Source organism: Chitiniphilus shinanonensis DSM 23277 (genome assembly GCF_000374805.1).
GTDB lineage: Bacteria > Pseudomonadota > Gammaproteobacteria > Burkholderiales > Chitinibacteraceae > Chitiniphilus > Chitiniphilus shinanonensis.
In genome coordinates this window covers 216,944-238,748 of the sequence record NZ_KB895335.1, presented here as the reverse complement: position 1 = coordinate 238,748, position 21,805 = coordinate 216,944, and the positions used below count along the sequence as shown (strand labels likewise).

The 21,805-nt window shown below is 67.5% G+C and carries 21 protein-coding genes; 10 read left to right on the top strand and 11 right to left on the bottom strand.

What is annotated here, in order from left to right; all coding sequences use genetic code 11:
• Positions 1–7 precede the first annotated feature (7 nt).
• The gene (gene dnaA, locus C556_RS0103080; RefSeq protein WP_018746763.1) at positions 8–1,414 is read right to left on the bottom strand and encodes a chromosomal replication initiator protein DnaA; all 1,407 of its coding nucleotides are present in this window, start codon (positions 1,412–1,414) and stop codon (positions 8–10) included.
• 243 nt (positions 1,415–1,657) lie between these two features.
• Between dnaA and rpmH the strand changes: the two genes are divergently transcribed.
• From rpmH to mnmE, 5 genes are all read left to right on the top strand, one after another.
• Complete coding sequence (rpmH, locus tag C556_RS22045; RefSeq protein ID WP_083930308.1) at positions 1,658–1,792, top strand: 50S ribosomal protein L34; 135 nt, start codon at positions 1,658–1,660, stop codon at positions 1,790–1,792.
• 51 nt (positions 1,793–1,843) lie between these two features.
• Positions 1,844–2,188 carry a ribonuclease P protein component gene (gene rnpA, locus C556_RS23555; protein WP_026262761.1) on the top strand — a complete coding sequence of 115 codons (345 nt, stop codon included), beginning with the start codon at positions 1,844–1,846 and terminating at the stop codon, positions 2,186–2,188.
• A 55-nt stretch (positions 2,189–2,243) separates the two neighbouring features.
• On the top strand, positions 2,244–2,435 hold the full coding sequence (yidD, locus tag C556_RS23550; protein ID WP_083930343.1) for a membrane protein insertion efficiency factor YidD: 192 nt from the start codon (positions 2,244–2,246) through the stop codon (positions 2,433–2,435).
• Positions 2,436–2,452: 17 nt separating this feature from the next.
• Positions 2,453–4,156 (top strand): membrane protein insertase YidC, encoded by a 1,704-nt coding sequence (gene yidC, locus C556_RS0103070; RefSeq protein ID WP_018746761.1) that lies wholly within the window; start codon positions 2,453–2,455, stop codon positions 4,154–4,156.
• Between the two features lie 209 nt (positions 4,157–4,365).
• Entirely contained in the window at positions 4,366–5,703 is a 1,338-nt protein-coding gene (gene mnmE / locus C556_RS0103065; protein WP_018746760.1) for a tRNA uridine-5-carboxymethylaminomethyl(34) synthesis GTPase MnmE, read from the top strand.
• Between the two features lie 61 nt (positions 5,704–5,764).
• On the opposite strand, the gene C556_RS0103060 is transcribed toward mnmE, so the two are convergent.
• On the bottom strand, positions 5,765–6,124 hold the full coding sequence (locus C556_RS0103060) for a hypothetical protein (RefSeq protein WP_018746759.1): 360 nt from the start codon (positions 6,122–6,124) through the stop codon (positions 5,765–5,767).
• 153 nt (positions 6,125–6,277) lie between these two features.
• Between C556_RS0103060 and C556_RS0103055 the strand changes: the two genes are divergently transcribed.
• From C556_RS0103055 to C556_RS0103035, 5 genes are all read left to right on the top strand, one after another.
• Entirely contained in the window at positions 6,278–7,060 is a 783-nt protein-coding gene (locus C556_RS0103055) for a sulfite exporter TauE/SafE family protein (RefSeq protein ID WP_211214662.1), read from the top strand.
• Between the two features lie 301 nt (positions 7,061–7,361).
• Positions 7,362–7,814 carry an EVE domain-containing protein gene (locus tag C556_RS0103050; RefSeq protein WP_018746757.1) on the top strand — a complete coding sequence of 151 codons (453 nt, stop codon included), beginning with the start codon at positions 7,362–7,364 and terminating at the stop codon, positions 7,812–7,814.
• Between the two features lie 288 nt (positions 7,815–8,102).
• Positions 8,103–9,728, top strand: a complete 1,626-nt coding sequence (locus C556_RS19090; RefSeq protein WP_018746756.1) for a methyl-accepting chemotaxis protein — start codon at positions 8,103–8,105, stop codon at positions 9,726–9,728.
• A gap of 168 nt (positions 9,729–9,896) precedes the next feature.
• Positions 9,897–10,883 carry a bile acid:sodium symporter family protein gene (locus C556_RS0103040; protein WP_026262759.1) on the top strand — a complete coding sequence of 329 codons (987 nt, stop codon included), beginning with the start codon at positions 9,897–9,899 and terminating at the stop codon, positions 10,881–10,883.
• Positions 10,880–11,686: a sulfite exporter TauE/SafE family protein gene (locus C556_RS0103035; RefSeq protein WP_018746754.1), complete on the top strand. Its 807-nt coding sequence runs from the start codon at positions 10,880–10,882 to the stop codon at positions 11,684–11,686. The genes C556_RS0103040 and C556_RS0103035 overlap by 4 nt, the downstream gene beginning before the upstream one ends.
• A gap of 155 nt (positions 11,687–11,841) precedes the next feature.
• Here the strand turns inward: C556_RS0103035 and trhA are convergent, their stop codons facing one another.
• The 9 genes from trhA to C556_RS0102985 all read right to left on the bottom strand — a co-directional run bounded on the left by trhA (position 11,842) and on the right by C556_RS0102985 (position 21,700).
• Complete coding sequence (trhA, locus tag C556_RS0103030; protein WP_018746753.1) at positions 11,842–12,456, bottom strand: PAQR family membrane homeostasis protein TrhA; 615 nt, start codon at positions 12,454–12,456, stop codon at positions 11,842–11,844.
• A 162-nt stretch (positions 12,457–12,618) separates the two neighbouring features.
• Positions 12,619–13,497 carry a phosphoribosylaminoimidazolesuccinocarboxamide synthase gene (locus C556_RS0103025; protein ID WP_018746752.1) on the bottom strand — a complete coding sequence of 293 codons (879 nt, stop codon included), beginning with the start codon at positions 13,495–13,497 and terminating at the stop codon, positions 12,619–12,621.
• Between the two features lie 340 nt (positions 13,498–13,837).
• A complete protein-coding gene (locus tag C556_RS21395) occupies positions 13,838–14,755 on the bottom strand; it encodes a GNAT family N-acetyltransferase (protein WP_018746751.1) in 918 nt (305 codons plus the stop codon).
• Positions 14,752–15,456: a GNAT family N-acetyltransferase gene (locus tag C556_RS0103010; RefSeq protein WP_018746750.1), complete on the bottom strand. Its 705-nt coding sequence runs from the start codon at positions 15,454–15,456 to the stop codon at positions 14,752–14,754. The genes C556_RS21395 and C556_RS0103010 overlap by 4 nt, the downstream gene beginning before the upstream one ends.
• 352 nt (positions 15,457–15,808) lie before the next feature.
• The gene (locus C556_RS0103005; protein ID WP_018746749.1) at positions 15,809–17,365 is read right to left on the bottom strand and encodes a DHA2 family efflux MFS transporter permease subunit; all 1,557 of its coding nucleotides are present in this window, start codon (positions 17,363–17,365) and stop codon (positions 15,809–15,811) included.
• A 254-nt stretch (positions 17,366–17,619) separates the two neighbouring features.
• Positions 17,620–18,774: an HlyD family secretion protein gene (locus C556_RS19080; protein WP_018746748.1), complete on the bottom strand. Its 1,155-nt coding sequence runs from the start codon at positions 18,772–18,774 to the stop codon at positions 17,620–17,622.
• 15 nt (positions 18,775–18,789) lie between these two features.
• Positions 18,790–20,184 carry an efflux transporter outer membrane subunit gene (locus tag C556_RS0102995; protein ID WP_157235758.1) on the bottom strand — a complete coding sequence of 465 codons (1,395 nt, stop codon included), beginning with the start codon at positions 20,182–20,184 and terminating at the stop codon, positions 18,790–18,792.
• A gap of 295 nt (positions 20,185–20,479) precedes the next feature.
• Positions 20,480–20,992 carry a MarR family transcriptional regulator gene (locus tag C556_RS19075; protein WP_083930300.1) on the bottom strand — a complete coding sequence of 171 codons (513 nt, stop codon included), beginning with the start codon at positions 20,990–20,992 and terminating at the stop codon, positions 20,480–20,482.
• A gap of 123 nt (positions 20,993–21,115) precedes the next feature.
• On the bottom strand, positions 21,116–21,700 hold the full coding sequence (locus tag C556_RS0102985) for a uracil-DNA glycosylase family protein (protein WP_018746745.1): 585 nt from the start codon (positions 21,698–21,700) through the stop codon (positions 21,116–21,118).
• Positions 21,701–21,805 lie beyond the last annotated feature (105 nt).

The window sequence follows — 21,805 nt, the reverse complement described above, 5'->3', positions numbered from 1 at the left end:
TGCTGCGTCAGCTGCGCAGCATCTGCAGCAATACGCCGTATTGATGCGCCAGTTCGGTGTCGTTCTGCCGCAGGTCTTCGATGGTGCGACAGGCATGCAGCACCGTGGTGTGGTCGCGCCCGCCGAAGGCTTCGCCCACGGCCGGCAGGCTCATCTGGGTGAGTTCCTTGGTCAGCGCCATGGCGATCTGGCGCGGTCGGGCGATGTCGCGGGTGCGCTTCTTGGAGTGCATGTCCGCGACCTTGATCTTGTAGTAGTCGGCCACCGTCTTCTGGATGTTCTCCACCGAGATCTGGCGGTTGCCGGCGGCCAGGATGTCGCGCAGCGCTTCCTTGGCGGCCTCCAGCGTCAGCGGCTGGTTGGTGAAGCGGGCGTAGGCCAGCACGCGCTTGAGCGCGCCTTCCAGCTCGCGCACGTTGGAGCGGATGTTCTTGGCGACGAAGAACGCCACGGTGGAGTCGAGCTTGAAGTTCTCGCGCTCGGCCTTTTTCATCAGGATCGCCACGCGCATTTCCAGCTCGGGCGGCTCGATCGCCACGGTCAGGCCCCAGGAGAAGCGGCTGGTCAGGCGCTCCTGCAGACCGTCGATTTCCTTGGGGTAGCGGTCGGAGGTGATGATGATCTGCTTGTGCGCTTCGACCAGGGCGTTGAAGGCGTAGAAGAATTCTTCCTGGGTCTTGTCCTTGCCGACGAAGAACTGGATGTCGTCGATCAGCAGCAAGTCCAGCGAATGGTAGTAGCGCTTGAACTCGTCGAACGCCTTGTGCTGGTAGGCCTTGACCACGTCGGCCACGTATTTTTCGGCGTGGATGTAGCGGATCTTGGTCTGCGGGTTGCGTTGGTGCACCAGGTTGCCGATGGCCTGGATCAAGTGGGTCTTGCCCAGGCCGACGCCGCCGTAGACGAACAGCGGGTTGTAGCTGACGCCGGGGTTCTCGGCCACCTGCTCGGCCGCGGCGCGCGCCAGTTGGTTGGCCTTGCCGGTGACCAGCGTTTCGAAGGTGAAGTTCGGGTTGAGGCGCGTGGTCTCGTGGTTGGCCGCGGCGGCGGCCAGCGCCGGGCGCGCGGCCGGCGGCGCGCTGGGCGCGAAGCTCTGGATCGCGGGGCGGGCGCTGGCCGGCTGGGCCGGTGCGGCGGGGGTCTGCGGCGGCGGCGCCTTGCGCGCGGCGCTGCCCACCTTGAGTTCGATGCTCGGCGGCTCGCCGTTGAAGAAGGTGGTGGCGGCTTCTTCGATCAGGCCCATGTAACGGTCGCGGATGAACTGCAGGAAAATCTGGTTCGGCACGATCAGGCTCAGCGCGTCGCCGTTGGCCTCGGCGACCAGCGGCCTGATCCAGATGCGGAACTGGTCCGCGCCCAGGCGCTCTTCGAGCGTGGCGAGACAATGGGACCAGCAGTTTTCCAGTGCGGACATGGCTTGTGTTTCTTCGGCATTGCCACCCCGCAGAGAATAAAAGACCGTCCAGCGGCAGCGTGGCTGCGTGATGGAAGGGTCTGTGTTGTGGCGGGGTGTGGTGGGGTGGAGAGGGGGATTCTAATCGCTCGGGGCAAAGTTATCCACAAGCGCCGCCCGCCGTTGCGCCTGCGCACTGGTTGACATTGACCGGCTTTGACTGTGTAATTAACGGTTTACTTAGTCCGGCCAGGAATTCAGAACATGAAGCGTACTTTTCAACCCTCCGTTATCCGTCGCAAGCGCACCCATGGCTTTCGCGCCCGCATGAAGACCCGTGGTGGTCGTGCCGTGCTGAACGCCCGTCGCAGCAAGGGCCGCGCCTGCCTCGGCGTCTGACCGCTTTAGCGCGCCGTGGCCGGCGCTGGCCGCTATCGGTATACGCGGGCGATGCGCCTGTTGAAAACGGATGAATTTTCATCCGTTTTTAATTTGCGCTGCTCGGTGGGGAACGAGTACTTCCAGGTGCTGGGTCGCCCCAACGGCATGGGCCGCGCCCGTCTGGGCGTGGTGGTCGGGCGTCGTACCGATCGTCGGGCCGTCGGGCGCAACTACATCAAGCGCACCGTGCGCGAGCTGTTCCGACACGAGGCCGCCCAGTTGGCCGGCATCGACCTCGTGGTCCGCCCGCGCCGTGCGTTCGGCCGGACGGAAGGCGCCGCCGCGCGCGACGCGCTGGCGCAGTTGTTCCGCCGCATCCGCGGCCGGTTTCCCCAGGGTGGCGGCGGTGTGTAACCGCTGCGACGTCGCGCCTGCCGCCCACGTCGGCCCCGGTGCCCGCTTGGCGATCATGCTGGTGAAACTTTATCGGTACACCGTCAGTCCGCTGCTGGGCCCCCGCTGTCGTTTCACTCCCACCTGTTCGCAGTACGCCGTCGAGGCATTCGCCAAATATGGCGCGTGTCGCGGCGGGTGGCTTACAATCCGCCGTCTTTGTCGCTGCCACCCTTGGGGTGGGAGTGGCCCGGACCCCGTTCCCTGATCGATCCCGAGCCCACGATGGATTCCAAGCGACTCATTCTGTTCATTGCGCTGTCCTTCGGCATTCTCTTCTTCTGGCAGAAGTGGATGAGCCAGCGCTTCCCGCAGCCGGCCAACGCGCCCGCCGCGTCGGCACCGGCTTCCGCCGACCTGCCCGCCGCCGCGCCCCGGACTGCCGCCACCGCCCAGCCGGGCAGCGCGCCCGATAGCGGTCGCCTGCAATCGGCCGAGCGCATCCATGTGAAGACCGATCTGTTCGATGCGCAGATCGACAGCATCGGCGGCGACCTGCGCCGCGTGGCGCTGCTCAAGCATGGCATGCCGGGCAATCCCAGCCAGCCGTTCGTGATGTTCACCGATGGCAAGGACCACACCTACGTGGCGCAGACCGGCCTGTTGGGCGACGGCCTGCCGACCCACAAGGCGGTGTTCACGGCCGAGCAGCGCGACTACGCGCTGGCGCCCGGCCAGGATGCGCTGACGGTGCGCCTGACCGCCGCCGGCCCGGCCGGCGTGCAGATCGCCAAGGTGTATACCTTCCGCCGCGGCCAGTACCTGATCGACGTGAAGTACGAGATCGTCAACGGCACCGCCAAGCCGCTGACCGCGTCGGCGTACTACCGCCTGCTGCGCGACGGCCAGGTGGACAACCCCGGCTTCTTCGGCGCCCACACCTTCACCGGTCCGGCCGTCTACACCGAGACCGGCAAGTTCCAGAAGGCCGATTTCTCCAAGCTGGACAAAGGCTCCGCCGAATACGTCAAGGCGGCCAAGGATGGCTGGGTCGCGATGATCCAGCACTACTTCGCCAGCGCCTGGGTGGCATCGCCCAAGGGCCGGCCGTCGCTGTGCGGCCCGCGCGACTGCCGCTACGAGATGAAGCGCCTGTCCGATGGCCTGTACTCGGCCGGCGTGATCGTCGACCTGCCCACCATCGCCGCTGGCGGCAAGTTCGAAGCCAGCATGCCGCTGTTCGTCGGCCCGCAGGAAACCCGCGTGCTCGACCAGGTGGCCGACGGCTTCGATCTGGTGAAGGACTACGGCATCTTCACCGTGTTCTCCAAGCCGCTGTTCTGGGTGCTGGATCAGATCCACAAGGTGGTCGGCAACTGGGGCTGGGCCATCATCCTGCTCACCGTGCTGATCAAGGCCGTGTTCTATCCGCTGGCATCCGCGTCGTACCGTTCGATGGCCCGCATGCGCAAGCTGGCGCCGCGCATGGAGCAGCTCAAGGAGCGTCACGGCGACGACAAGGTGAAGTTCCAGCAGGCCGTGATGGAGATGTACAAGACCGAGAAGGTCAACCCGCTCGGCGGCTGCCTGCCGATGCTGGTGCAGATCCCCATCTTCATCGCGCTGTACTGGGCGCTGATCGCCGCGGTCGAGTTGCGCCAGGCGCCGTGGATGTTCTGGATCCACGATCTGTCGGTGAAGGATCCGTACTTCGTGCTGCCGATCCTGATGGCGGTGTCGATGTACATCCAGACCAGCCTGTCGCCGCCCCCGCCGGACCCGATGCAGGCCAAGATGATGAAGATCATGCCGCTGGCGTTCAGCGTGTTCTTCCTGTTCTTCCCGGCCGGCCTGGTGTTGTACTACGTGGTGAACAACGTGCTGTCGATCCTGCAACAGTGGTGGATCACCCGCACCATCGAGAACGCCGACAAGGACGCCAAGACGGACAAGCCCAAGAAGCCTGTGCCGCCCAAGAAGCCGGCCTGATCGCCGGATCGCCCTTCGCCGAACGCCACCCCCAGCGGGTGGCGTTTTGCATGGGCGGGAGGCGGCGCCGTTCGTGCGGATGTTGCAGTGCGGCGCAGCGCTTGTGTTAGGCTGTCGCGCTTGTTCGTGCGCGCCCGGAAGCCGCCGCCGGGCCCGTTGTGGCACGGCAGTTGCGGGCGCGTTGTGTCACCCTGATCGATCCCTGTTCCATGCCGTCTGTCGCAACTGCTCCTCCCATTGCCGCCATCGCCACCGCCCCGGGGCGCGGCGGTGTCGGGGTCATCCGTATTTCCGGTTCCCGCCTGGAAGCCATCGTCGAGGGCCTGATCGGCCGGCCGCTGTCGCCACGCCATGCCCATTTCGCCCGCTTTCGCGCCGCCGACACCTCGGCCATCGACGAAGGACTGGCGATTTTCTTCCCCGGCCCCAATTCGTTCACCGGCGAGGACGTGCTGGAAATCCAGGGCCACGGCGGCCCGGTGGTGCTGGGCATGCTGCTGCGGCGCTGCATCGAGCTGGGCGCGCGCCATGCCGAGCCGGGCGAGTTCAGCAAGCGCGCCTTCCTCAACGGCAAGCTCGACCTGGCGCAGGCCGAGGCCGTGGCCGACCTGATCGACGCCCAGTCCGAAGCCGCCGCGCGCTCGGCGCTCAAGTCGCTGGACGGCGCATTCTCGCTGGAAGTGCGTGCGCTGGTCGACGCGCTGATCCACCTGCGGATGCTGGTCGAGGCCACGCTGGATTTCCCCGAAGAAGACATCGATTTTCTCGAGGCCGCCGACGCGCGCGGCCAGCTCTGCGAGTTGCAGGCGCAACTGGCGCGGGTGCTGGCGACAGCCACCCAGGGCAAGCTGTTGCGCGAAGGCATGCACGTGGTGCTGATCGGCCAGCCCAACGTCGGCAAATCCAGCCTGATGAACGCGCTGGCCGGTGAAGAGGTCGCCATTGTCACCGACATCGCCGGCACCACGCGCGACACCGTGCGCGAGCTGATTCAGCTCGAAGGCGTGCCGGTCCACGTCATCGACACCGCCGGCCTGCGCGCCACCGACGATGTGGTGGAGCGCATCGGCATCGAACGCACCTGGGCCGCCATCGCCAAGGCCGACCTGGCCTTGCTGCTGGTGGACAGCCGCGAGGGCGTCACCCAGCACGACCTGGACATCCTGGGCCGCCTGCCGCGCGAGTTGCCGGTGCTGCGGGTGTTCAACAAGGTGGACCTCACCGGCGACGTGCCCGGCGACGTGGCCCGCGACGTGGTGCACGTTTCGGCCAAGACCGGCGAGGGCCTGGACGCGCTGCGCCAGCGCCTGCTGCATCAGGTGGGCTGGCACGGCGACGACGGCGTGTTCATCGCCCGCGAGCGCCATCTGGACGCCATCCGCCGCGCCAGCGCCCACCTGGACCAGGCCCTGGCGGCCTACCAGCAGGTGGAATTGTTCGCCGAGGAACTGCGGCTGGCGCAGAACGTGCTCAACGAGATTACCGGCGAATTCACCTCCGACGACCTGCTGGGGGTGATCTTCAGCAAGTTCTGCATCGGCAAGTGACCGGAACGCCGCCCAACAAAAAACGCCGCGAAAGCGGCGTTTTTCATGGAACAACCTACGCTCACAGCACCGGCAGCAGCGGGTTGTTCTTCGGCGTGGGCAGCTTGCACAACGTTTCCGACAGCGCGGTGGCGACCGGCGATGGGGTGCGGCCGCCGGTGATGTCGTTGCCCTTGGCGTCGAGCAGGCCGGTCTTCTTGCTTTCGCAATTGGCGAGGACCGACAGGCCAGTGGGCTTGCTGGAGCCGTCTTCTTCCAGTTGATACGTCGGCGCCGCGCGCATCGCGCCGCTGCCGGTGGCTTCGGCACGGTCGATGCAGTAGGTGCGCTTGTTGGCGGACGACTGGTAACAGGCGAGGTCGGGCGCGGCGTGGGCGGCGGCGCTGACGAACAGCAGGGCGATCAGCCCGATCTTGGTCATAGGAACTCCACGGTTGCAGGGCCGCGTCCGGTGGCGTGGCCGATGAGACCGCTATGTTATGAAGCCGCTCCGGTCGGCGCAAGGCGCCCGTTGCTGCACGGATAGGGGTTGCTGGCACTGGTGCGGGCGGGGCGCAGCCGGCATCATCCCGCCATGCTCGCCGACCTGCTTGCCTTCCTGCCCTCCCAATTGCTGATCCTGCTGCCGCTGGCGTTCACCGCCGGACTGGTGGACGCCGCCGTCGGCGGTGGTGGCCTGATCCTGGTGCCGGGGCTGTTCGCCGTGCTGCCGCGCGAGATCCCGGCCGCGCTGATGGGTACCAACAAGTTCGCCGCCGTCATGGGCACCGCATCGGCCACCTGGCGCTACGCGCGGCAGGTGAAGCTGGATTGGCACCTGCTGTTGCCCAGCGCCGTGGCGGCATTCTGCGGCGCCTACCTCGGCGCGCGCGCCATCCATCTGTTGCCGGCGCAGGCGGTGCGGCCGCTGGTGATCGTGCTGCTGGCGGCGATGCTGCTCTACACCTGGTTCAAGCCGGCCTTCGGCAACCAGGACGCAGGCCGGCCGCTGACCCGTCGCGACCTGTACGTCGGGCTGGCGATCGGCGCGGCCATCGGTTTCTACGACGGCTTCTTCGGCCCCGGCACCGGCTCGTTCCTGATCTTCCTGTTCATCCGTTTCTTCCACTTCGACTTCCTGCGCGCGTCGGCATCGGCCAAGGTGGTCAACCTGGCCACCAACCTTGCCTCGCTGGCGTTCTTCATCCCGGCCAAGATGGTGATCTTCGGCCTGGCGATTCCGATGGCGCTGGCCAATATCGCCGGCGCGCAGGTCGGCAGCCGGCTGGCGCTGCGTGGCGGCAACGCGTGGATCCGCAGGCTGTTCCTGGTGCTGGCGCTGGTGTTGCTGAGCAAACTGATCTGGGACACCTTTTAGCTGGCCCGGCGTATTCCGAGCCCCGCTGGCTGCGTTGTCCTGCGCTTGCCGTACGGCTTGTACTGTCTGCGCTTGGACGCCTTGCCAGCGGGGCCCGGAAGGCGCCGTCACACGAAAAGGGCGTGCACCCGAAAACAGCGCCGGGAGCTGCCCATTTTTGCTGCCCCTGCGAACCCGCTCCGTCCCTTCGGCAAAGCCCCCCAACGCACGCCGCAGCCAAACTTGGCCCAAAAGACGAACGCCCCTTGCCAAGCTTCCGGCTTGCCCGCATCGTGGCGGCGCGACGAACAAGGGGGCAGGCATGCGCTACTGGCTGATGAAATCGGAACCGGACGACGTATCGATCGACGACCTGGAACGGATGGGCGAGGTCGGCTGGTACGGCGTGCGCAACTATCAGGCGCGCAACTTCATGCGCGACGCGATGGCGCTGGGCGACGGCGTGCTGTTCTATCACTCCAGTTGCCCGCAACCGGGCGTCGCGGGCATCGCCGAGGTCAGCCGGCTGGCGTATCCCGATCCCACCCAGTTCGATCCCGAATCCAAGTACTTCGACCCCAAGTCCACCGCCGACCAGCCGCGCTGGCAGCAGGTGGACGTGCGCTTCGTGCGCAGGACGCGGCTGTTGTCGCTGGACGAGATGCGCCGCCTGCCCACGCTGGCGGGCATGCAGGTGCTGCAACGGGGCAACCGGCTGTCGATCACCCCGGTGTCCGAGGCTGAATGGCGCGACATCCTGGCGTTGCTCGACTGAGCCGACGCACGGCGCCCCGACCACCCGCACCGGGGTGCCGGGGCACCGCCTGCCTCACCCGGTTTTTCCTCTGTTCCGCCGCCTTGCCAGGGCTGGGCTGCCTACTGCCTTGCCGTGTTTGAAATTCCCTGCGCATTGGTTGTGCGTTACATGCTAATCCGTTGGTTTTATTGAAGGTTTTTCTGCTGTCAAGGCGGCTTTCCCCAGCGATACAACGTCCGCCCGGCGCTTCTATACTCGGCAGATACGCCGATGTCATGGCGTGGATAACAATCACCGGGGATACACATGGCACAAGGAATAACCGTCGGCCGACGGCTGGGCGCGCTGATCGCCGTCGCCGTGCTGGCATTGGGGTTGCTGGGTTGGCTGTCGTTGCGCGAGGTGTCGCGGGTGCAGGAACACGTGCTGCACATCAGCGACGTCAGTCTGCCGGCGGTGGACATCGCCCGCGAACTGAACGGCACCATGGTCGGATTGCGGCTGGAGGTGGTGCGGCATATCGCCGCGCACGAACTGGCGGACAAGCAGAAGGCGGACGTCGCCATCGTCGCGCAGCGCAAGAAGCTGGATGACCTGCTCGACGAATACCGCAAGCTGCCATTGCCGCCCGATGACCTGCGCACCGCGGACGTGCTCGACGCCGCGGTCGGCGAATACATGCAGGCGGTGCAGCACATGCTGGAACTGTCGCGCGCCATGGACCCGGAGCATCCGGCCCCGGTCAGCGACCCGGCCGCCACCGCCGCCGCCAAGAAGATCGCCGACACCATCGACACGGTGGTCGAGGACAGCCAGCAGGGCGCGGCCCAAGCGCGCACCGATGCCGACAACGCCTACAACGAAGCGCGCACCCTCACCCTGGTGGTGATCGGCGTATGCGCGATGCTGGTGCTGGGGATCGGCTTCCTGCTGTATCGCTCCATCACCGGCCCGCTGGCCACCGCGCGCGACGCGACCGCCGCCGTCGCCAGCCGCCTGGACTTCACCACCCGCGTCGGCTCCACCGCGCAGGACGAGATCGGCGAGACCGCGCGGGCGCTGGATCGGCTGCTCGAGACCTTGCAGGCCAGCTTCCGCAACATCGGGCAGGGGGTCGGCGGCGTCGCCGAGTCGTCGCGCGAGTTGTCGGGCACCGCCGACGAAGTGGCGCGCAGCGCATCGCTGGCGTCCGAGTCGGCGTCGGCCATCGCCGCCACCATCGAGCAGCTCACCGTCAGCATCAACCACGTGGGCGACCGGGCGCAGGAGGCCAGCAGCCTGTCGCGCCAGGCGGGCGACCTGGCGGCCGAAGGCGAGCAGGTGATCCTGGACGGCGTCACCCGCACCAAGGCCGCCGTCGAGACCGTGCGCGAGGCGGCGGGCGACGTGGACCAGCTGCGCGAGGAGGCCAGCCGCATCGGCAGCGTGGCCGGCGTGATCAAGGACATCGCTGATCAGACCAACCTGCTGGCGCTGAACGCCGCCATCGAGGCCGCGCGTGCCGGCGAGCAGGGCCGCGGCTTTGCCGTGGTGGCCGACGAAGTGCGCAAGCTCGCCGAGCGCACCACCCAGGCCACCGCCGAGATCGACCGCATGATCGGCGGCGTGCAGCGCGGCGCGTTGCGCGTGGTCGAGCACATCGACGGCGTCGCCGCCAGCGTGGCCGACAGCGCCGACCGCGCCGAGCAGGCGGGCGACACCATCATCCGCATCCGCGACCGCGCCAACGACGCGGTGGCGATGGTGGCGGACATCGCCAACGCGATCCGCGAGCAGGCACAGGCCAGCACCAACATCGCCCAGCAGGTGGAACGCATCGCCCAGATCGCTGAGGAGAACAACGCCGCCGCCGGCCATACCGCGGACGCGGCGCACCGCCTGGACGGCCTGACCGCGCGCATGAGCGAGGAGATGGCGCGCTACCGCGTCTGACCGGAGATTCTTTCCGCCCCGACCCGGCGGTCCGGGGCATCGTGCACGGCAGGCGGGCGCGGGGCTGCACGCCTTGCCACACGCGGCTTGCCGTGTTGCACCGACACGCCGGCGTCGGGGTAATTCCGGCTTGGCCCGGGCCGGCGCGCGCCGTTATGCTGCACGCCCATGACCCGAATCCTGCGCCGCCTCGACGGCTTTCTCCTCGCCATGCTGATCGCCATCGGCCTGGCCTTGCTGCGCCCAGAACTCGGCACCGGCGACGGGCCGCTGCACCTGGGCGTCGTTACCAACCTGGGCGTCGCGCTGGTGTTCTTCCTGCACGGCGCCGCGCTGTCGCGCGAGCGGCTGAAGCAGGGCTTCAGCCACTGGCGGCTGCACCTGTTCGTCCAGGCCAGCACCTTCGTGCTGTTCCCGCTGCTGGGCGGCGGCGCGGTGTGGGCCGCCCAGGGCCGCGTGCCGCCCGACCTGCTGCTGGGCATCTTCTACCTGACCGCGCTGCCGTCGACCATTTCCTCGTCGGTGGCGATGACCAGCCTGGGCCACGGCAACGTGCCGGCGGCGATCTTCAACGCCTCGTTGTCCAGCCTGATCGGCATGATCGCCACGCCGCTGCTGGTGGGGCTGATGGTCAGCACCAGCGGCCACGGCCTGCCGCTGGGCCAGGCCATGCTCGACATCGCCACCCAACTGCTGCTGCCGTTCGTGGTCGGCCAGGCGCTGCGGCCGTGGCTGGCCGATTTCATCAACCGCCATCGCGCGGTGATCGGCAGGATCGACAAGGCGGTCATCGTGTTGATCGTCTATTCGTCGTTCTGCGACTCCACCGCCGCCGGGCTGTGGCGCGACTACGCGTGGTGGATGCTGCTGGGCGTGGGGCTGGCGGTGGGCGTGCTGCTGCTGCTGGTGCTGCTGGCGACCACGCTGGGCAGCCGGCTGGCCGGCTTCTCCCGCGCCGACGAGGTCACCGCCGTGTTCTGCGGCTCCAAGAAGAGCCTGGCCAGCGGCATCCCGATGGCCAAGCTGCTGTTCGCCGGACACCCGGCGCTGGGGCTGGTGGTGCTGCCGATCATGTTCTATCACCAGTTGCAACTGGTGGTGTGCTCGATGCTGGCGCGGCGCTACGCCGAGCGCGCCGCGCGGGAGGGCGCATGAGCGCGTGGTGGCCAGTGCTGGCGGCCTGCCTCGGCGTGGGCGTGGTCGCCGGCTTCCTCGCCGGCCTGCTGGGCGTGGGGGGAGGGCTGGTGATCGTGCCGGCGCTGCTGTTCGTGTTCCACGCGCTCGGTGTCGCCGACCTGCATGCGCAGCACCTGGCGCTCGGCACCTCGCTCGCCACCATCGTCGTCACCTCGATCTCCAGCCTGCGGGCACACCATGCGCGCGGCAACGTGCGCTGGCCGGCGTTCCGCGCGATCACCCCCGGCATCCTGCTCGGGACTTTTGCCGGCGCGCAGTTCGCCGGCCTGCTCAGCGACGTGGCGCTGAAGTGGTTCTTCGTCGCCTTCGCCTACGTGGTCGCCGCCCAGATGCTGCTCGACGCCAAGCCCAAGCCGCACCGGCAACTGCCGGGCTGGCGCGGCATGAGCCTGTGGGGCGGCGTGATCGGCCTGGTGTCGAGCTGGGTGGGCATTGGCGGCGGTTCGATGTCGGTGCCGTTCCTGGCCTGGCACAACGTGCCGGTGAAGGCGGCCATCGGTACGTCGGCCGCCATCGGCCTGCCGATCGCCGTGGCCGGCGCCGTCGGCTACGTGGTCAGCGGCTGGGGCCAGAGCACCCTGCCCGCGGGCAGCCTGGGCTTCGTCTACCTGCCGGCGCTGTTCGGCATCGCCGTGGCCAGCTTCCCGCTGGCCAAGGCCGGCGCCGCCGCCGCGCAACGCCTGCCGGTGCCGGTGCTGAAGAAATGCTTCGCCGCGCTGCTGATCGTCCTGGCGACGCGGATGGCGTGGCAATTGACGTAAAAAAGGCGCCCTTTGGGGCGCCTTTTTTGGGAAGGGAGAAGAGGGAAGGGAGAAGGGTGCCTTCGTGAGCATTTTGCGCTGTCGGAATCTGCCTACTACCTTTGTCGTTACCCTTCCCCCTTCCCCCTTCCCCCTTCCCTCTTCCCAGCCGTCCCTCACACATACCCCACAATGCTGATGTACTGGCAGATGCTGCCCGCCAGCACGAACAGGTGCCAGATGCCGTGACCGTGGCGGATCTTCTCGTCGAAGATGAAGAACACGATGCCCACGGTGTAGAACAGCCCGCCGCCTGCCAGCCACAGCAGCCCGGCATGCGGTAGCGCGGCCACCAGCGGACCCATGGCCACCAGGATCAGCCAGCCCATCAGCACGTAGATCAGCAGCGAGAAGATGCGCGTGCGATGGCCGATCCACAGTTCCTGCACGATGCCGATCACCGCCAGGCCCCAGTTGATGCCGAACAGGCTCCAGCCCCAGCCGCCGTGCAGCGTCACCAGGGTGAACGGGGTGTAGCTGCCGGCGATCAGCAGGTAGATCGCGCAATGGTCCAGCCGCTGGAACACCTGCTTGGCGCGGCCGCGCAGCGAGTGGTAGAGCGTGGAGATGGTGTACAGCGACATCAGGGTGAAGCCGTAGACCGATACACCGACGATCTTCCACGGATCGCCGCTCAGGCTGGCCCAGACGATGGCGAGCACGGTGCCGACCAGGGCCAGCGCGGAGCCGGCCAGGTGGCTGTAACTGTTGAAGCGTTCTCCGTAATACACGTATTCCCTCCCGCTATCAGTGCTGCGACGATAACGCTTTCCGCTTTGGGCGGCACGGGGAATCGTTGTAACCGATGGTTGCAGCTGCACTCGATGCGTTGTCGTGGCCAAGCCAAGCAAAAAGGCCGGGTTGCCCCGGCCTTTGCGATGGATGACGGGAGCTCAGCCCACCAGCCGTTCCAGCGCTTCGCGATACTTGGCGGCGGTCTTGTCGGCCACGTCCTGCGGCAGCGCCGGCGCGGGCGGGGTCTTGTTCCAGCCGGTGGATTCCAGCCAGTCGCGCACGAACTGCTTGTCGTAGGACGGCGGGTTGGTGCCGGGGCGGTACTGGTCGGCCGGCCAGAAGCGGCTGGAGTCGGGCGTCAACGCTTCGTCCATCAACGTCAGCGTGCCGTTTTCGTCCAGGCCGAACTCGAATTTGGTGTCGCCGATGATGATGCCGCGGGTGGCGGCGTACTCCGACGCCTTGCGGTAGAGCGCGATGGCGGTGTCGCGCACCTTGGCGGCCAGCTCGGCGCCCAGGATCTCCTCGCAGCGCGCGTAGCTGATGTTCTCGTCGTGGTCGCCCACGGCCGCCTTGGTGCTGGGGGTGAAGATCGGCTCGGGCAGCTTGTCGGCCTCTTGCAGGCCGGCCGGCAGCGCGATGCCGCACACGGTGCCCTGCTGTTTGTATTCCTTCCAGCCCGAGCCGGCGATATAGCCGCGCACGATGGCTTCCACCGGCACCGGCTTCAGCCGCTTGACCACCACGGCGCGGCCTTCCACCTGCGGGCGGTCGGCGGCGGATACCACGTCCTCGGCGCGCTCGCCGGTGAAGTGGCTGGGCACTTCGTCCTTGAGCAGGTCGAACCAGAAGTTCGAAATCGCGGTCAGGATCTTGCCTTTGTCCGGGATCGGCTCGGCCAGGATGACGTCGAAGGCGGACAGCCGGTCGGTGGCGATCATCAGCATGCGGTCGGCGTCGATCTCGTACAGATCGCGCACCTTGCCGGAGTAGATCTTCTTCAGGCTGGTCAGTTGGGTGGTGGTCAGGCCGGACATGGCGTGGTTTTTCCCGTGCGTCCAAAGGGCGGATTATAGCGAGAGCCTGGGGGGTGCGGGGTAACGCCGGTGGTTCTTCGCGTGTCGCAAGCCCCCGGCAAAGCCGGGTGCGCAACGTTGTTGGAGTGCGGGTATCGGCTCTCTCCTGATTGATTCCACTCCCCCCGCCCTCGCCGCCGCGAGGGAGCCTCGCTTTGCTCGGAGGGTGAGCTAATTGGCGTTGTGGAATCGATGGCGTCGCCGAACCGACGGCTGGGCTGGATCGGGCGGGGGGCAATCTCCAGGCTGTTCTCTGTGTTCTCTGTGTTCTCTGTGTTCTCTGTGTTCCCGGACTTCGTCTTTATCGCCCGCCCGCGTTGGTCGCCGGTCGGCCGCGCCACATGAAGCGTTCCGGGCGGGGATAGACCTCGAAGCCGAGGGGGCGGTAGACGACGTGGGCGTCGAAGGTCATCAGGTAGCAGTTCTCGACGTGGGCGATGCGGGGGTGCGCCAGGATGCGTTGCAGCAGGCGGGTGGCGATGCCGCGGCCGCGCCAGGCGGGGTCGACGATCACGTCGGCCAGATAGCCGAAGCGGTTGCCGTCCGACAGCACGCGGGCGTAGGCGATCTGGCGGCCTTCGGCATACGCGGCCATCACCACCGTGCTGTGCCGCGCCGCCAGCTCCACTTTGGGGCGGCCGATGCCCGGCGACCAGTAGGTCTGCGCCAGTTGCCCGGTCAGCCAGTCGAAGTCGATGCGTGCCGGGTCGTCGTCGTAGTCGACGCCGTCCTCGGTATCCGCCGCGCGCGGCGGTCGGGCCAGGTCGAAGGCCAGGTGCGTGCGACCGGCGTAGTCGGTGCGTTGCCGCCAGCCCACCGGGGCGAAGCCGAGCCGCTGGTACAGCGCCAGCGCCGGGGCGTTGCGGTCGAAGCAGGTGGCGTGGATATCGACGGCGCCCTGGCGCCACGCCAGCCGGCACATCGCCTCGACCAGCGCGCGGCCCACGCCCTGGCGCCGCCGGGCGGGGTCGACGATCACGTGGCCCAGCGTCGCCGGCAGTTCGGGCGCGAGGGCGATGAAGTCGGCGAAACCCGCGGGCTGGCCGTCGATCTCCAGCACGCTGGCGGCGTGACGTTGCGCCAGCGCCTGTTGCAATTGCTCGGGCGTCAGCGGGAACCGCGCCGCCGGAAACATGAAATACAGCGTCTCGGCATCCTCGGCCCAGGCACAGACCCGTGCCAGGTCGTCCGGCGTCGCCGGGCGCAGGATGGCGTTCACGGCGCGCGCCCGGTCCGGGTCGACAGGGCGTGGCGCTGGCGGCCCGCCTCGTCGAAGTTGTCGGGTGCCAGCCAGCGCGCGTAGGCGTCTCGCAGGCGCGGCCATTCGTGGTCCAGGATCGAATACCACGCGGTATCGCGGTTGCGGCCCTTCACCACCGTGGCCTGGCGGAAGATGCCCTCGAAAGTGAAGCCCAGGCGCTCCGCCGCGCGGCACGACGGGGCGTTCAGCGCGTTGCATTTCCACTCGTAGCGGCGATAGCCCAGCGCGAAGGCGTTCTCCATCATCAGCGCCATCGCCGCGGTGGCCAGCCGGCTGCGTTGCAGGCGTGGCGAATAGGTGAGGTTGCCGACCTCGATGCTGCCCGCCTCGGGCTGGATGCGCAGGTAGCCGCACAGGCCCAGCGCCGCGCCGCTGGCGGCATCGACGATGGCGTAAAGCTGCTGGTCGCTCAGCCCGCGCTTGCTGTCCAGCCAGGCCGCCAGCGCGGTGGCGTCGGCGAAGGGGCCGTAGGGCAGGTAGGTCCACAGCGCGCCGTCGGGATCCTCGGCGAAGGCGTCGAACAGCGGCTGGGCGTGGCGCGCGGCATCCACCGGCTCCAGCCGGCAGCCGTGGCCTTGCAGCAGGGTATGCGGGGGCGGGGGAGGGGGACACCAGTCGGGCAGCAGTGCGCCGAGCGGTTGCAAGAGGGGGATGGGCATGGCGATCGCCAGTGATGAGCCTGCCCCGATGCTAACAGCCGCGCCGCCCGTCCGACCGATACAGCCGGCGCCGTTTCCGGGCATGCAGCGGGCATGGCGGCGGCGTGGACTTCCAAATCTTGAAACACAGAGAGCACGGAGAGCACAGAGCTACACGGAGAAAGGCTTGAGCGGGCTGGCGGCTTCAGGTGGAAGAACCGCCGCTTACCTGAACTTCCACGAGCCGCTCTGCCTTACCTCGCTTTTCTCTGTGAATCTCCGTGTTCTCCGTGCTCTCTGTGTTTCAAGACGTGGGGTTTGGGTTGGTTTTACACCCTTCCCCCTTCTCCCTTCCCTCTTCCCAGAATTGCGCTCAATGCCCGCCGCCCCTGCCACCAGCGGTGCCGAACGGCGGCTTGGCGAACCAGACGATGAACACCAGCGCGACGAAGATCAGCGCCAGCGAGTGGAACACTTCGCTGGTGGCGATCTGGAACGCCTGCTGGTTGATCACCTGCTCGATCTGGCCGTAGGCCGCGTTCTGCGGCAGGCCGAGCGCTTGCAGGCGGCTCACGTAGTCCTGCGTGGCCGGGTCGAGGGCGGTGATGTGCTCGGTGAGGCGCGCGTGGTGGAACGCCGCGCGGTGGTCCCACACGAACACCGAAATCGCCGTGGCGAAGCTGCCCGAGATGGTGCGGAAGAAGTTGGCCAGCCCCGACGCGGCGGCCAGCCGGCTCACCGGCAGGCCGGACAGCACGATCTGGTTCACCGGCACGAAGAAGCAGGCCACGCCGATCCCTTGCAGGATCCGCGGCAGGATCACCTGGTCGAACGCGGTCTCCAGCGTAAAGCTGGAGAACCAGAACATGGTGGCGGCGAACACCATGAAGGCGAACGACGAGATCATGCGCAGGTCCAGCCGCTGGATGTTCTTGCCGATGATGGGCGACAGGATGAACGCCAGCACGCCGACCGGCGCGGTGGCCAGCCCGGACCAGGTGGCGGTGTAGCCCATCACCGTCTGCAACCACAGCGGGAACAGCACGGTGCTGCCGAAGAAGCAGAACACCCCCAGCGACAGCGCGGCGACGCCCACCAGGAAATTGCGACTCTTGAACAGGCTCAGATCGACGATGGGATGCTCGTCGGTCAGCTCCCACACCACCAGGAACGACAGCGTCACCACCGCGATCAGCCCCAGCGTGAGGATGAAGTTGGAGTTGAACCAATCCATGTCGTTGCCGTTGTCGAGCATCAGCTGCAGCGAGCCCACGCCGACGAACAGCAGCACCAGCCCGGTGTAGTCGATCGGCACGCGCGCGGTGGGCGTCTCGCGGTCCTTGAGGATGTTCCAGGCGATCAGCCCCGCCAGCACGCCGACCGGAACGTTGATGTAGAAGATCCACGGCCACGAGTAGTTGTCGGTGAGCCAGCCGCCCAGCATCGGCCCGAAGATCGGCGCCACGATCACCGTCATCGCCCATAGCGCCAGCGCCAGCCCTTTCTTCTCGGGCGGGTAGTTGGCCAGCAGCAGCGTCTGCGACAGCGGCACCATCGGCCCGGAGACCAGGCCCTGCATGAAGCGGAAGAACACCAGCATCGGCAGGCTGTTGGCGAAGCCGCACAGGATCGACATCACGGTGAACAGCAGCACCGACAACGCGAACATGCGCACCTCGCCGAAGCGACGCGCCAGCCAGCCGGTGAGCGGCACGGCGATGGCCGCGGCCAGGCCGTAGGAACTGATGGCCCAGGTGCCCTGGGTGGCGGCGACGGCCAGGTCGCCGGCGATGTGGGGCACCGACACGTTGACGATGGTGGTGTCCAGCACCTCCATGAAGGTGGCCGAAGCCACGGCAAAGGTCAGCAGCGCGAGCTTCGCCCCGTGGATCGGCGGGGGCGGCGCGGCTGCGGCGGCAGTCTGGCTCATGTTTCAACCTGTGGGGGGCGGACAGGGTTGCCGGGGGCGTCGAACCCCCACACCTTGAACCACAGAGGACACAGAGAGCACGGAGGATTCACAGAGAAAACCAACGTCGTCAGTGAGCGCGCCAACATGCCGCATTCATCACGAGTGTTCTTCGGGGTTCTCTGTGTGACTCTGTGTTCTCACCGTTCTCTGTGGTTCAAGGTGTGGGGTCTGCCTTCCCCGGCACCAGTCCGCTTTTTTTATCTGGTAAGGGCTCAGTGCACCGCGTTGCGGGCGATGATCTCGTCGGCCATCCGCTCGGCTTCGGGCAGCGGCTGCTCCAGCGCCTTGGTGCTGAACAGCGATTTGCCGGCGGGCTGGGTGGCGAGCACCGGGCCGTCGCGTTGCTCGGTGTCCACTTCAACTTCCATCGACAGGCCGACGCGCAGCGGGTGTTCGGACAGTTCCTTGGCGTCGAGCGCGATGCGCACCGGCACACGCTGCACCACCTTGATCCAGTTGCCGGTGGCGTTCTGCGCCGGCAGCAGCGAGAACGCGCTGCCGGTGCCGGCCGCCAGACCGATCACGGTGCCGTGGTATTCCACCTTGCTGCCGTACACGTCGGCCACCGCCTTGGCCTTCTGGCCGATGCGGATGTTCTTCAGCTCGGATTCCTTGAAGTTGGCATCCACCCACAGCTGATCCAGCGGCACGATGGTCATCAGCGTGGTGCCGGGCGAGACGCGCGCGCCCACCTGCACCCCGCGCTTGGCCACGTAGCCGGTCACCGGCGCGGGAACGGCGTTGCGGCGCGTGGCCAGCCAGGCCTGCACGAAGTTGGATTTGGCGGCGAGCACGCTGGGGTGATGGATCAGGTCCACCCCGGCCACCCCGGCGCGGGCGGCTTCCAGCTGCTTCTGCGCCACGTCCAGGCCCACCTGGGCGTTGTCCAGCGCCTCCTTGGCGTGCGCCACTTCTTCGGCGGCGACCAGTTGCTCGGCGGCCAGCGGCGCGCGGCGGTCGTAGTCGGCGCGCGCCTTCTTCAGGTCGATGCGGCGCTGTTCCAGGATCACCTCGTACTGGTCGACGTTGGCGTACTGCTTCTTCAGATCGCGCACCGTCTCGCCCAGCTTGGCCTCGGCCTGGCGCAGCGCCACCGTGGCGTCGGCCGGGTCCAGCCGCACCAGGTCCTCGCCGGCCTTGACCAGCTGGGTCTCGTCGGCGCGGATCTCGGTGACGGTGCCGGTCACCTGCGAAGTCAGGGTGACCACGTTGCCGCCGACGTAGGCGTTGTCGGTGGTCTCGCGCTTGGCGGCGACGGTCACCCAGTGGATGCCGTAGCCGATGCCGGCGGCGATGAACAGTACCGTCAGCGCCAGCAGCAGCGGCTTGCGCTTGCGCGAAGCGACGGGGGTCTGGGGTTGGCTCATGTTCGAATATCTCCCTTATTGCTTGTCCGGCTCGGCGGCGCGATACCCGCCGCCCAGCGCTTTGATCAGGGCCAGCTCGCTGTTGAGCTGGCTGTGGTTCAACTGGATCAGGCTGTCCTGCTGGCTGAATACCGGCAGCGCCGCGTTCAGCACCGCGGTGCGGTCGATCAGCCCCTGTTTGAGCTGCGCCTGGCTGTTGTCCAGCACCTGGCGCGCCGACTGCAACTGGCGCTGGGCGGCGGCCTGCTGCCGGGCCAGGCCGGACAGCGTCACGCCTTCCTGCGCCACTTCGCGCACCGCGCGCACCACCGCCTGGTTGTATTCGGCGATCAGCGCATCGCGGTCGGCGCGCTTGGCGCCCAGCTGCGCCGAGAGGCGGCCGCTGTCGAAGATCGGCAGGCTGATGCCGGGGATCAGGTTGAACTGGCGGCTGGCGCGGTCGAACAGGTCGGCCATGGTGATGGTGTCGAACCCGGCGAAGCCGACGATGTTGATGGTCGGGTAGAACGCCGCGCGCTGTGCGTCGATGGCCGACAGCGTGCTCTGCACCCGCCAGCGCGCGGCTTGCAGGTCGGGACGGCGCGCCAGCAGTTCGTTGCCCAGGGTGTCGGGCAAGGCCGGCGCGGCGGCGGGCAGCGGGCGCGGTTGCAGGTCGGCCAGCGCCTCGGGGTTGGCGCCCACCAGTGCGCGCAGCGCCTCGCGTTCGCGGTCGGCGGCGGTCTGGCCGGCGGCCAGCTGGGCGTCGATGGCGGCGAGATCGCCCTCGGCGCGTACCCGGGCGTTGGCCGGATCCAGCCCGCGCGCCACGCGCTTGGCGCGGCCTTCGGCCAGCCTGGCCTGCGCGTCGCGCGCCTGCTTCAGCGTGGCGATGCGCGCCCAGTCGGTCTGCAAGGCGAAGTAGCTTTGCGCCACGCTGGTGGCGATGGTCAGCTCGGCCTGCTTTTCCTCGGCGCGGCGGGCGTTCACTTCGCCCAGCGTCGCGGCGATCTGCGCGCTGTGCTTGCCCCACCAGTCGAAGTCGTAGCTGGCGTTCAGGCCCACCTTGCCCTCGGTGTACCACGCGCCGCCGAGCGGCGGCGGGAACAGGCCGGTGCCGGAGATGTACTGGCGGTCCACCGTGCCGTCGAGGGTGATGTTGATGCCGCCGTTGGCCTCGGTGATCGCCTGGCTGGCCTGCGCCTGGCGGATGCGCGCCTGGGCGGCGGCCAGGTCGGGCGCATCCTTCAGCGCGCGCTCGATCAGCGCGGTCAGTTGCGGATCGTCGTAGCGCGTCCACCACTGCGCGTCGGGCCAGCCTTCGCGCGCCAGGCGGATGCTCTTGGACAACTGCGCGCCGGCCAGGTCGCGCTCGGCGACGGTGGGGGAATCCGGGGGGATCGCGGCGCAACCGCCCAACAGCAATGCAAGCAAGCCCAGCGTCGGTATCTTATTCGAATATCGATTATTCATATTTCAACGATTTTGGGAAAAAAAGGCGCTACCTTGGCCCGGCATTGCCGGGATGGGGGAGCGCGGCGGGAGGGCCGGCCTCGGCACGAGGCGGTCCGGCTTGGAGCGACCGACAAAACCCTGCTGGTGGTGTGTCGCGCGGAAGCTTCGAGCCTCACACGTACCCGGGGCGGCCGAAGGAAGTCCGGTGTGCCGCCTTTCAAGACGTTTCGCGCGTATTGCCTGTGACGGCTGCGCCGGGTTTCGCCTACTGCTCCTACTGGTCGAGAGCGCCCAGCACTTTCTTCATCAGGCGTTCCAACTGTTCCTTCTCCTTGGCGTTCAATACGTTGTAGGTGGAATGCACCCGGAGTTGCAGTGTCGGCAGCAACGCTTCCACCAGCGCCGCGCCGTCGGGCGCCAGCCGCAGGTCGATGCGGCGGCGGTCTTCGGCGTTCGGCTCGCGCGACAGCAGCCCGCGCGATACCAGTTCGTCGCAGATCCGCGTGACGTTGGCCCGCGATTCGCCGGTGGAATCGGCCAGATCGGACGGGTTGAGCACGCTGTCGGGCGAGCTGTAGAGCATGGTCAGTGCGCTGAAGCTCACCGGGTTCACGTTGTGCTCGCGCAGCACGGTGTTCATCCGGTCATGCAGGCGGCCGTGGATGTGTTTGAACAGCTGCGACAACACCACGTGCTGGCGGTCGGCGCAGGGCAGGCGCATGCAGACGCGGTCGATCTTTTCTTCGACGGGAACGAAACAGGGAGGGGAAGGCTGCTTTTGGTTCATGGTTGGATAATACAAATGTTAATTATATCGATCAAGAGGGTATGCGAATTTTCCTATATGGTGCAAGGACATGCATCAAATCGGGTGCGGGAATCCGCATCAAAATGGAGTGCCGCCAACCTGTCAGCGCGTCAATAACGGGCCGACGCGGCGGCGCAGTTCCGGCACCACCTCGGCTTCGAACCAGGGGTTGCGGCGCAGCCAGAGCTGGTTGCGCGGGCTGGGGTGGGGCAGCGGCAGGAAATCCGGTCCGTAGCGCGCCCAGTCGGCCACGGTTTCGGTCAGCGTCGGGCGCATCGTGCGGCCCAGGTACCACGCCTGGGCGTACTGGCCGATCAGCAGGGTGAGTTCGATACGGGGCAGCAGCGCATGCAACGGCGCGCGCCAGCGCGGCGCGCATTCGGGGCGGGGCGGCAGATCGCCGGATTTGCCGCGCCCCGGATAGCAGAAGCCCATCGGCACGATGGCGATGCGCGAGGCGTCGTAGAAGGTGTCGCGATCGACATCCAGCCACTGTCGCAGCCGGTCGCCCGACGGGTCGTTCCACGGAATGCCGGTGGCGTGCACCCGCGTTCCCGGCGCCTGGCCGACGATCAGCAGCCGGGCGCGGGCGTCGGCGATCAGCACCGGGCGCGGCCCCAATGGCAATTGCGGCGCGCAGTGACTACAGGCGCGGATGTCGGCGAGCAGGCGGTCCAGGTCGGTCATGGCCGCATGGTACTGCCACCGGCCGTCGGCCAGGAACGCGCCGACAACCGTGATTCGCCCTAATATCGCCATTCCCTCTCCAAGAATTCCCTCTCCAGGAGTTTC

What these genes read in the sequence shown, in the direction of transcription:
- dnaA (WP_018746763.1), bottom strand. Translation starts at nt 1,414, where the DNA reads ATGTCCGCACTGGAAAACTGCTGGTCCCATTGTCTCGCCACGCTCGAA.
- rpmH (WP_083930308.1), top strand. Translation starts at nt 1,658, where the DNA reads ATGAAGCGTACTTTTCAACCCTCCGTTATCCGTCGCAAGCGCACCCAT.
- rnpA (WP_026262761.1), top strand. Translation starts at nt 1,844, where the DNA reads ATGCGCCTGTTGAAAACGGATGAATTTTCATCCGTTTTTAATTTGCGC.
- yidD (WP_083930343.1), top strand. Translation starts at nt 2,244, where the DNA reads ATGCTGGTGAAACTTTATCGGTACACCGTCAGTCCGCTGCTGGGCCCC.
- yidC (WP_018746761.1), top strand. Translation starts at nt 2,453, where the DNA reads ATGGATTCCAAGCGACTCATTCTGTTCATTGCGCTGTCCTTCGGCATT.
- mnmE (WP_018746760.1), top strand. Translation starts at nt 4,366, where the DNA reads ATGCCGTCTGTCGCAACTGCTCCTCCCATTGCCGCCATCGCCACCGCC.
- C556_RS0103060 (WP_018746759.1), bottom strand. Translation starts at nt 6,124, where the DNA reads ATGACCAAGATCGGGCTGATCGCCCTGCTGTTCGTCAGCGCCGCCGCC.
- C556_RS0103055 (WP_211214662.1), top strand. Translation starts at nt 6,278, where the DNA reads ATGCTCGCCGACCTGCTTGCCTTCCTGCCCTCCCAATTGCTGATCCTG.
- C556_RS0103050 (WP_018746757.1), top strand. Translation starts at nt 7,362, where the DNA reads ATGCGCTACTGGCTGATGAAATCGGAACCGGACGACGTATCGATCGAC.
- C556_RS19090 (WP_018746756.1), top strand. Translation starts at nt 8,103, where the DNA reads ATGGCACAAGGAATAACCGTCGGCCGACGGCTGGGCGCGCTGATCGCC.
- C556_RS0103040 (WP_026262759.1), top strand. Translation starts at nt 9,897, where the DNA reads ATGACCCGAATCCTGCGCCGCCTCGACGGCTTTCTCCTCGCCATGCTG.
- C556_RS0103035 (WP_018746754.1), top strand. Translation starts at nt 10,880, where the DNA reads ATGAGCGCGTGGTGGCCAGTGCTGGCGGCCTGCCTCGGCGTGGGCGTG.
- C556_RS0103025 (WP_018746752.1), bottom strand. Translation starts at nt 13,497, where the DNA reads ATGTCCGGCCTGACCACCACCCAACTGACCAGCCTGAAGAAGATCTAC.
- C556_RS0103010 (WP_018746750.1), bottom strand. Translation starts at nt 15,456, where the DNA reads ATGCCCATCCCCCTCTTGCAACCGCTCGGCGCACTGCTGCCCGACTGG.
- C556_RS0103005 (WP_018746749.1), bottom strand. Translation starts at nt 17,365, where the DNA reads ATGAGCCAGACTGCCGCCGCAGCCGCGCCGCCCCCGCCGATCCACGGG.
- C556_RS19080 (WP_018746748.1), bottom strand. Translation starts at nt 18,774, where the DNA reads ATGAGCCAACCCCAGACCCCCGTCGCTTCGCGCAAGCGCAAGCCGCTG.
- C556_RS19075 (WP_083930300.1), bottom strand. Translation starts at nt 20,992, where the DNA reads ATGAACCAAAAGCAGCCTTCCCCTCCCTGTTTCGTTCCCGTCGAAGAA.
- C556_RS0102985 (WP_018746745.1), bottom strand. Translation starts at nt 21,700, where the DNA reads ATGACCGACCTGGACCGCCTGCTCGCCGACATCCGCGCCTGTAGTCAC.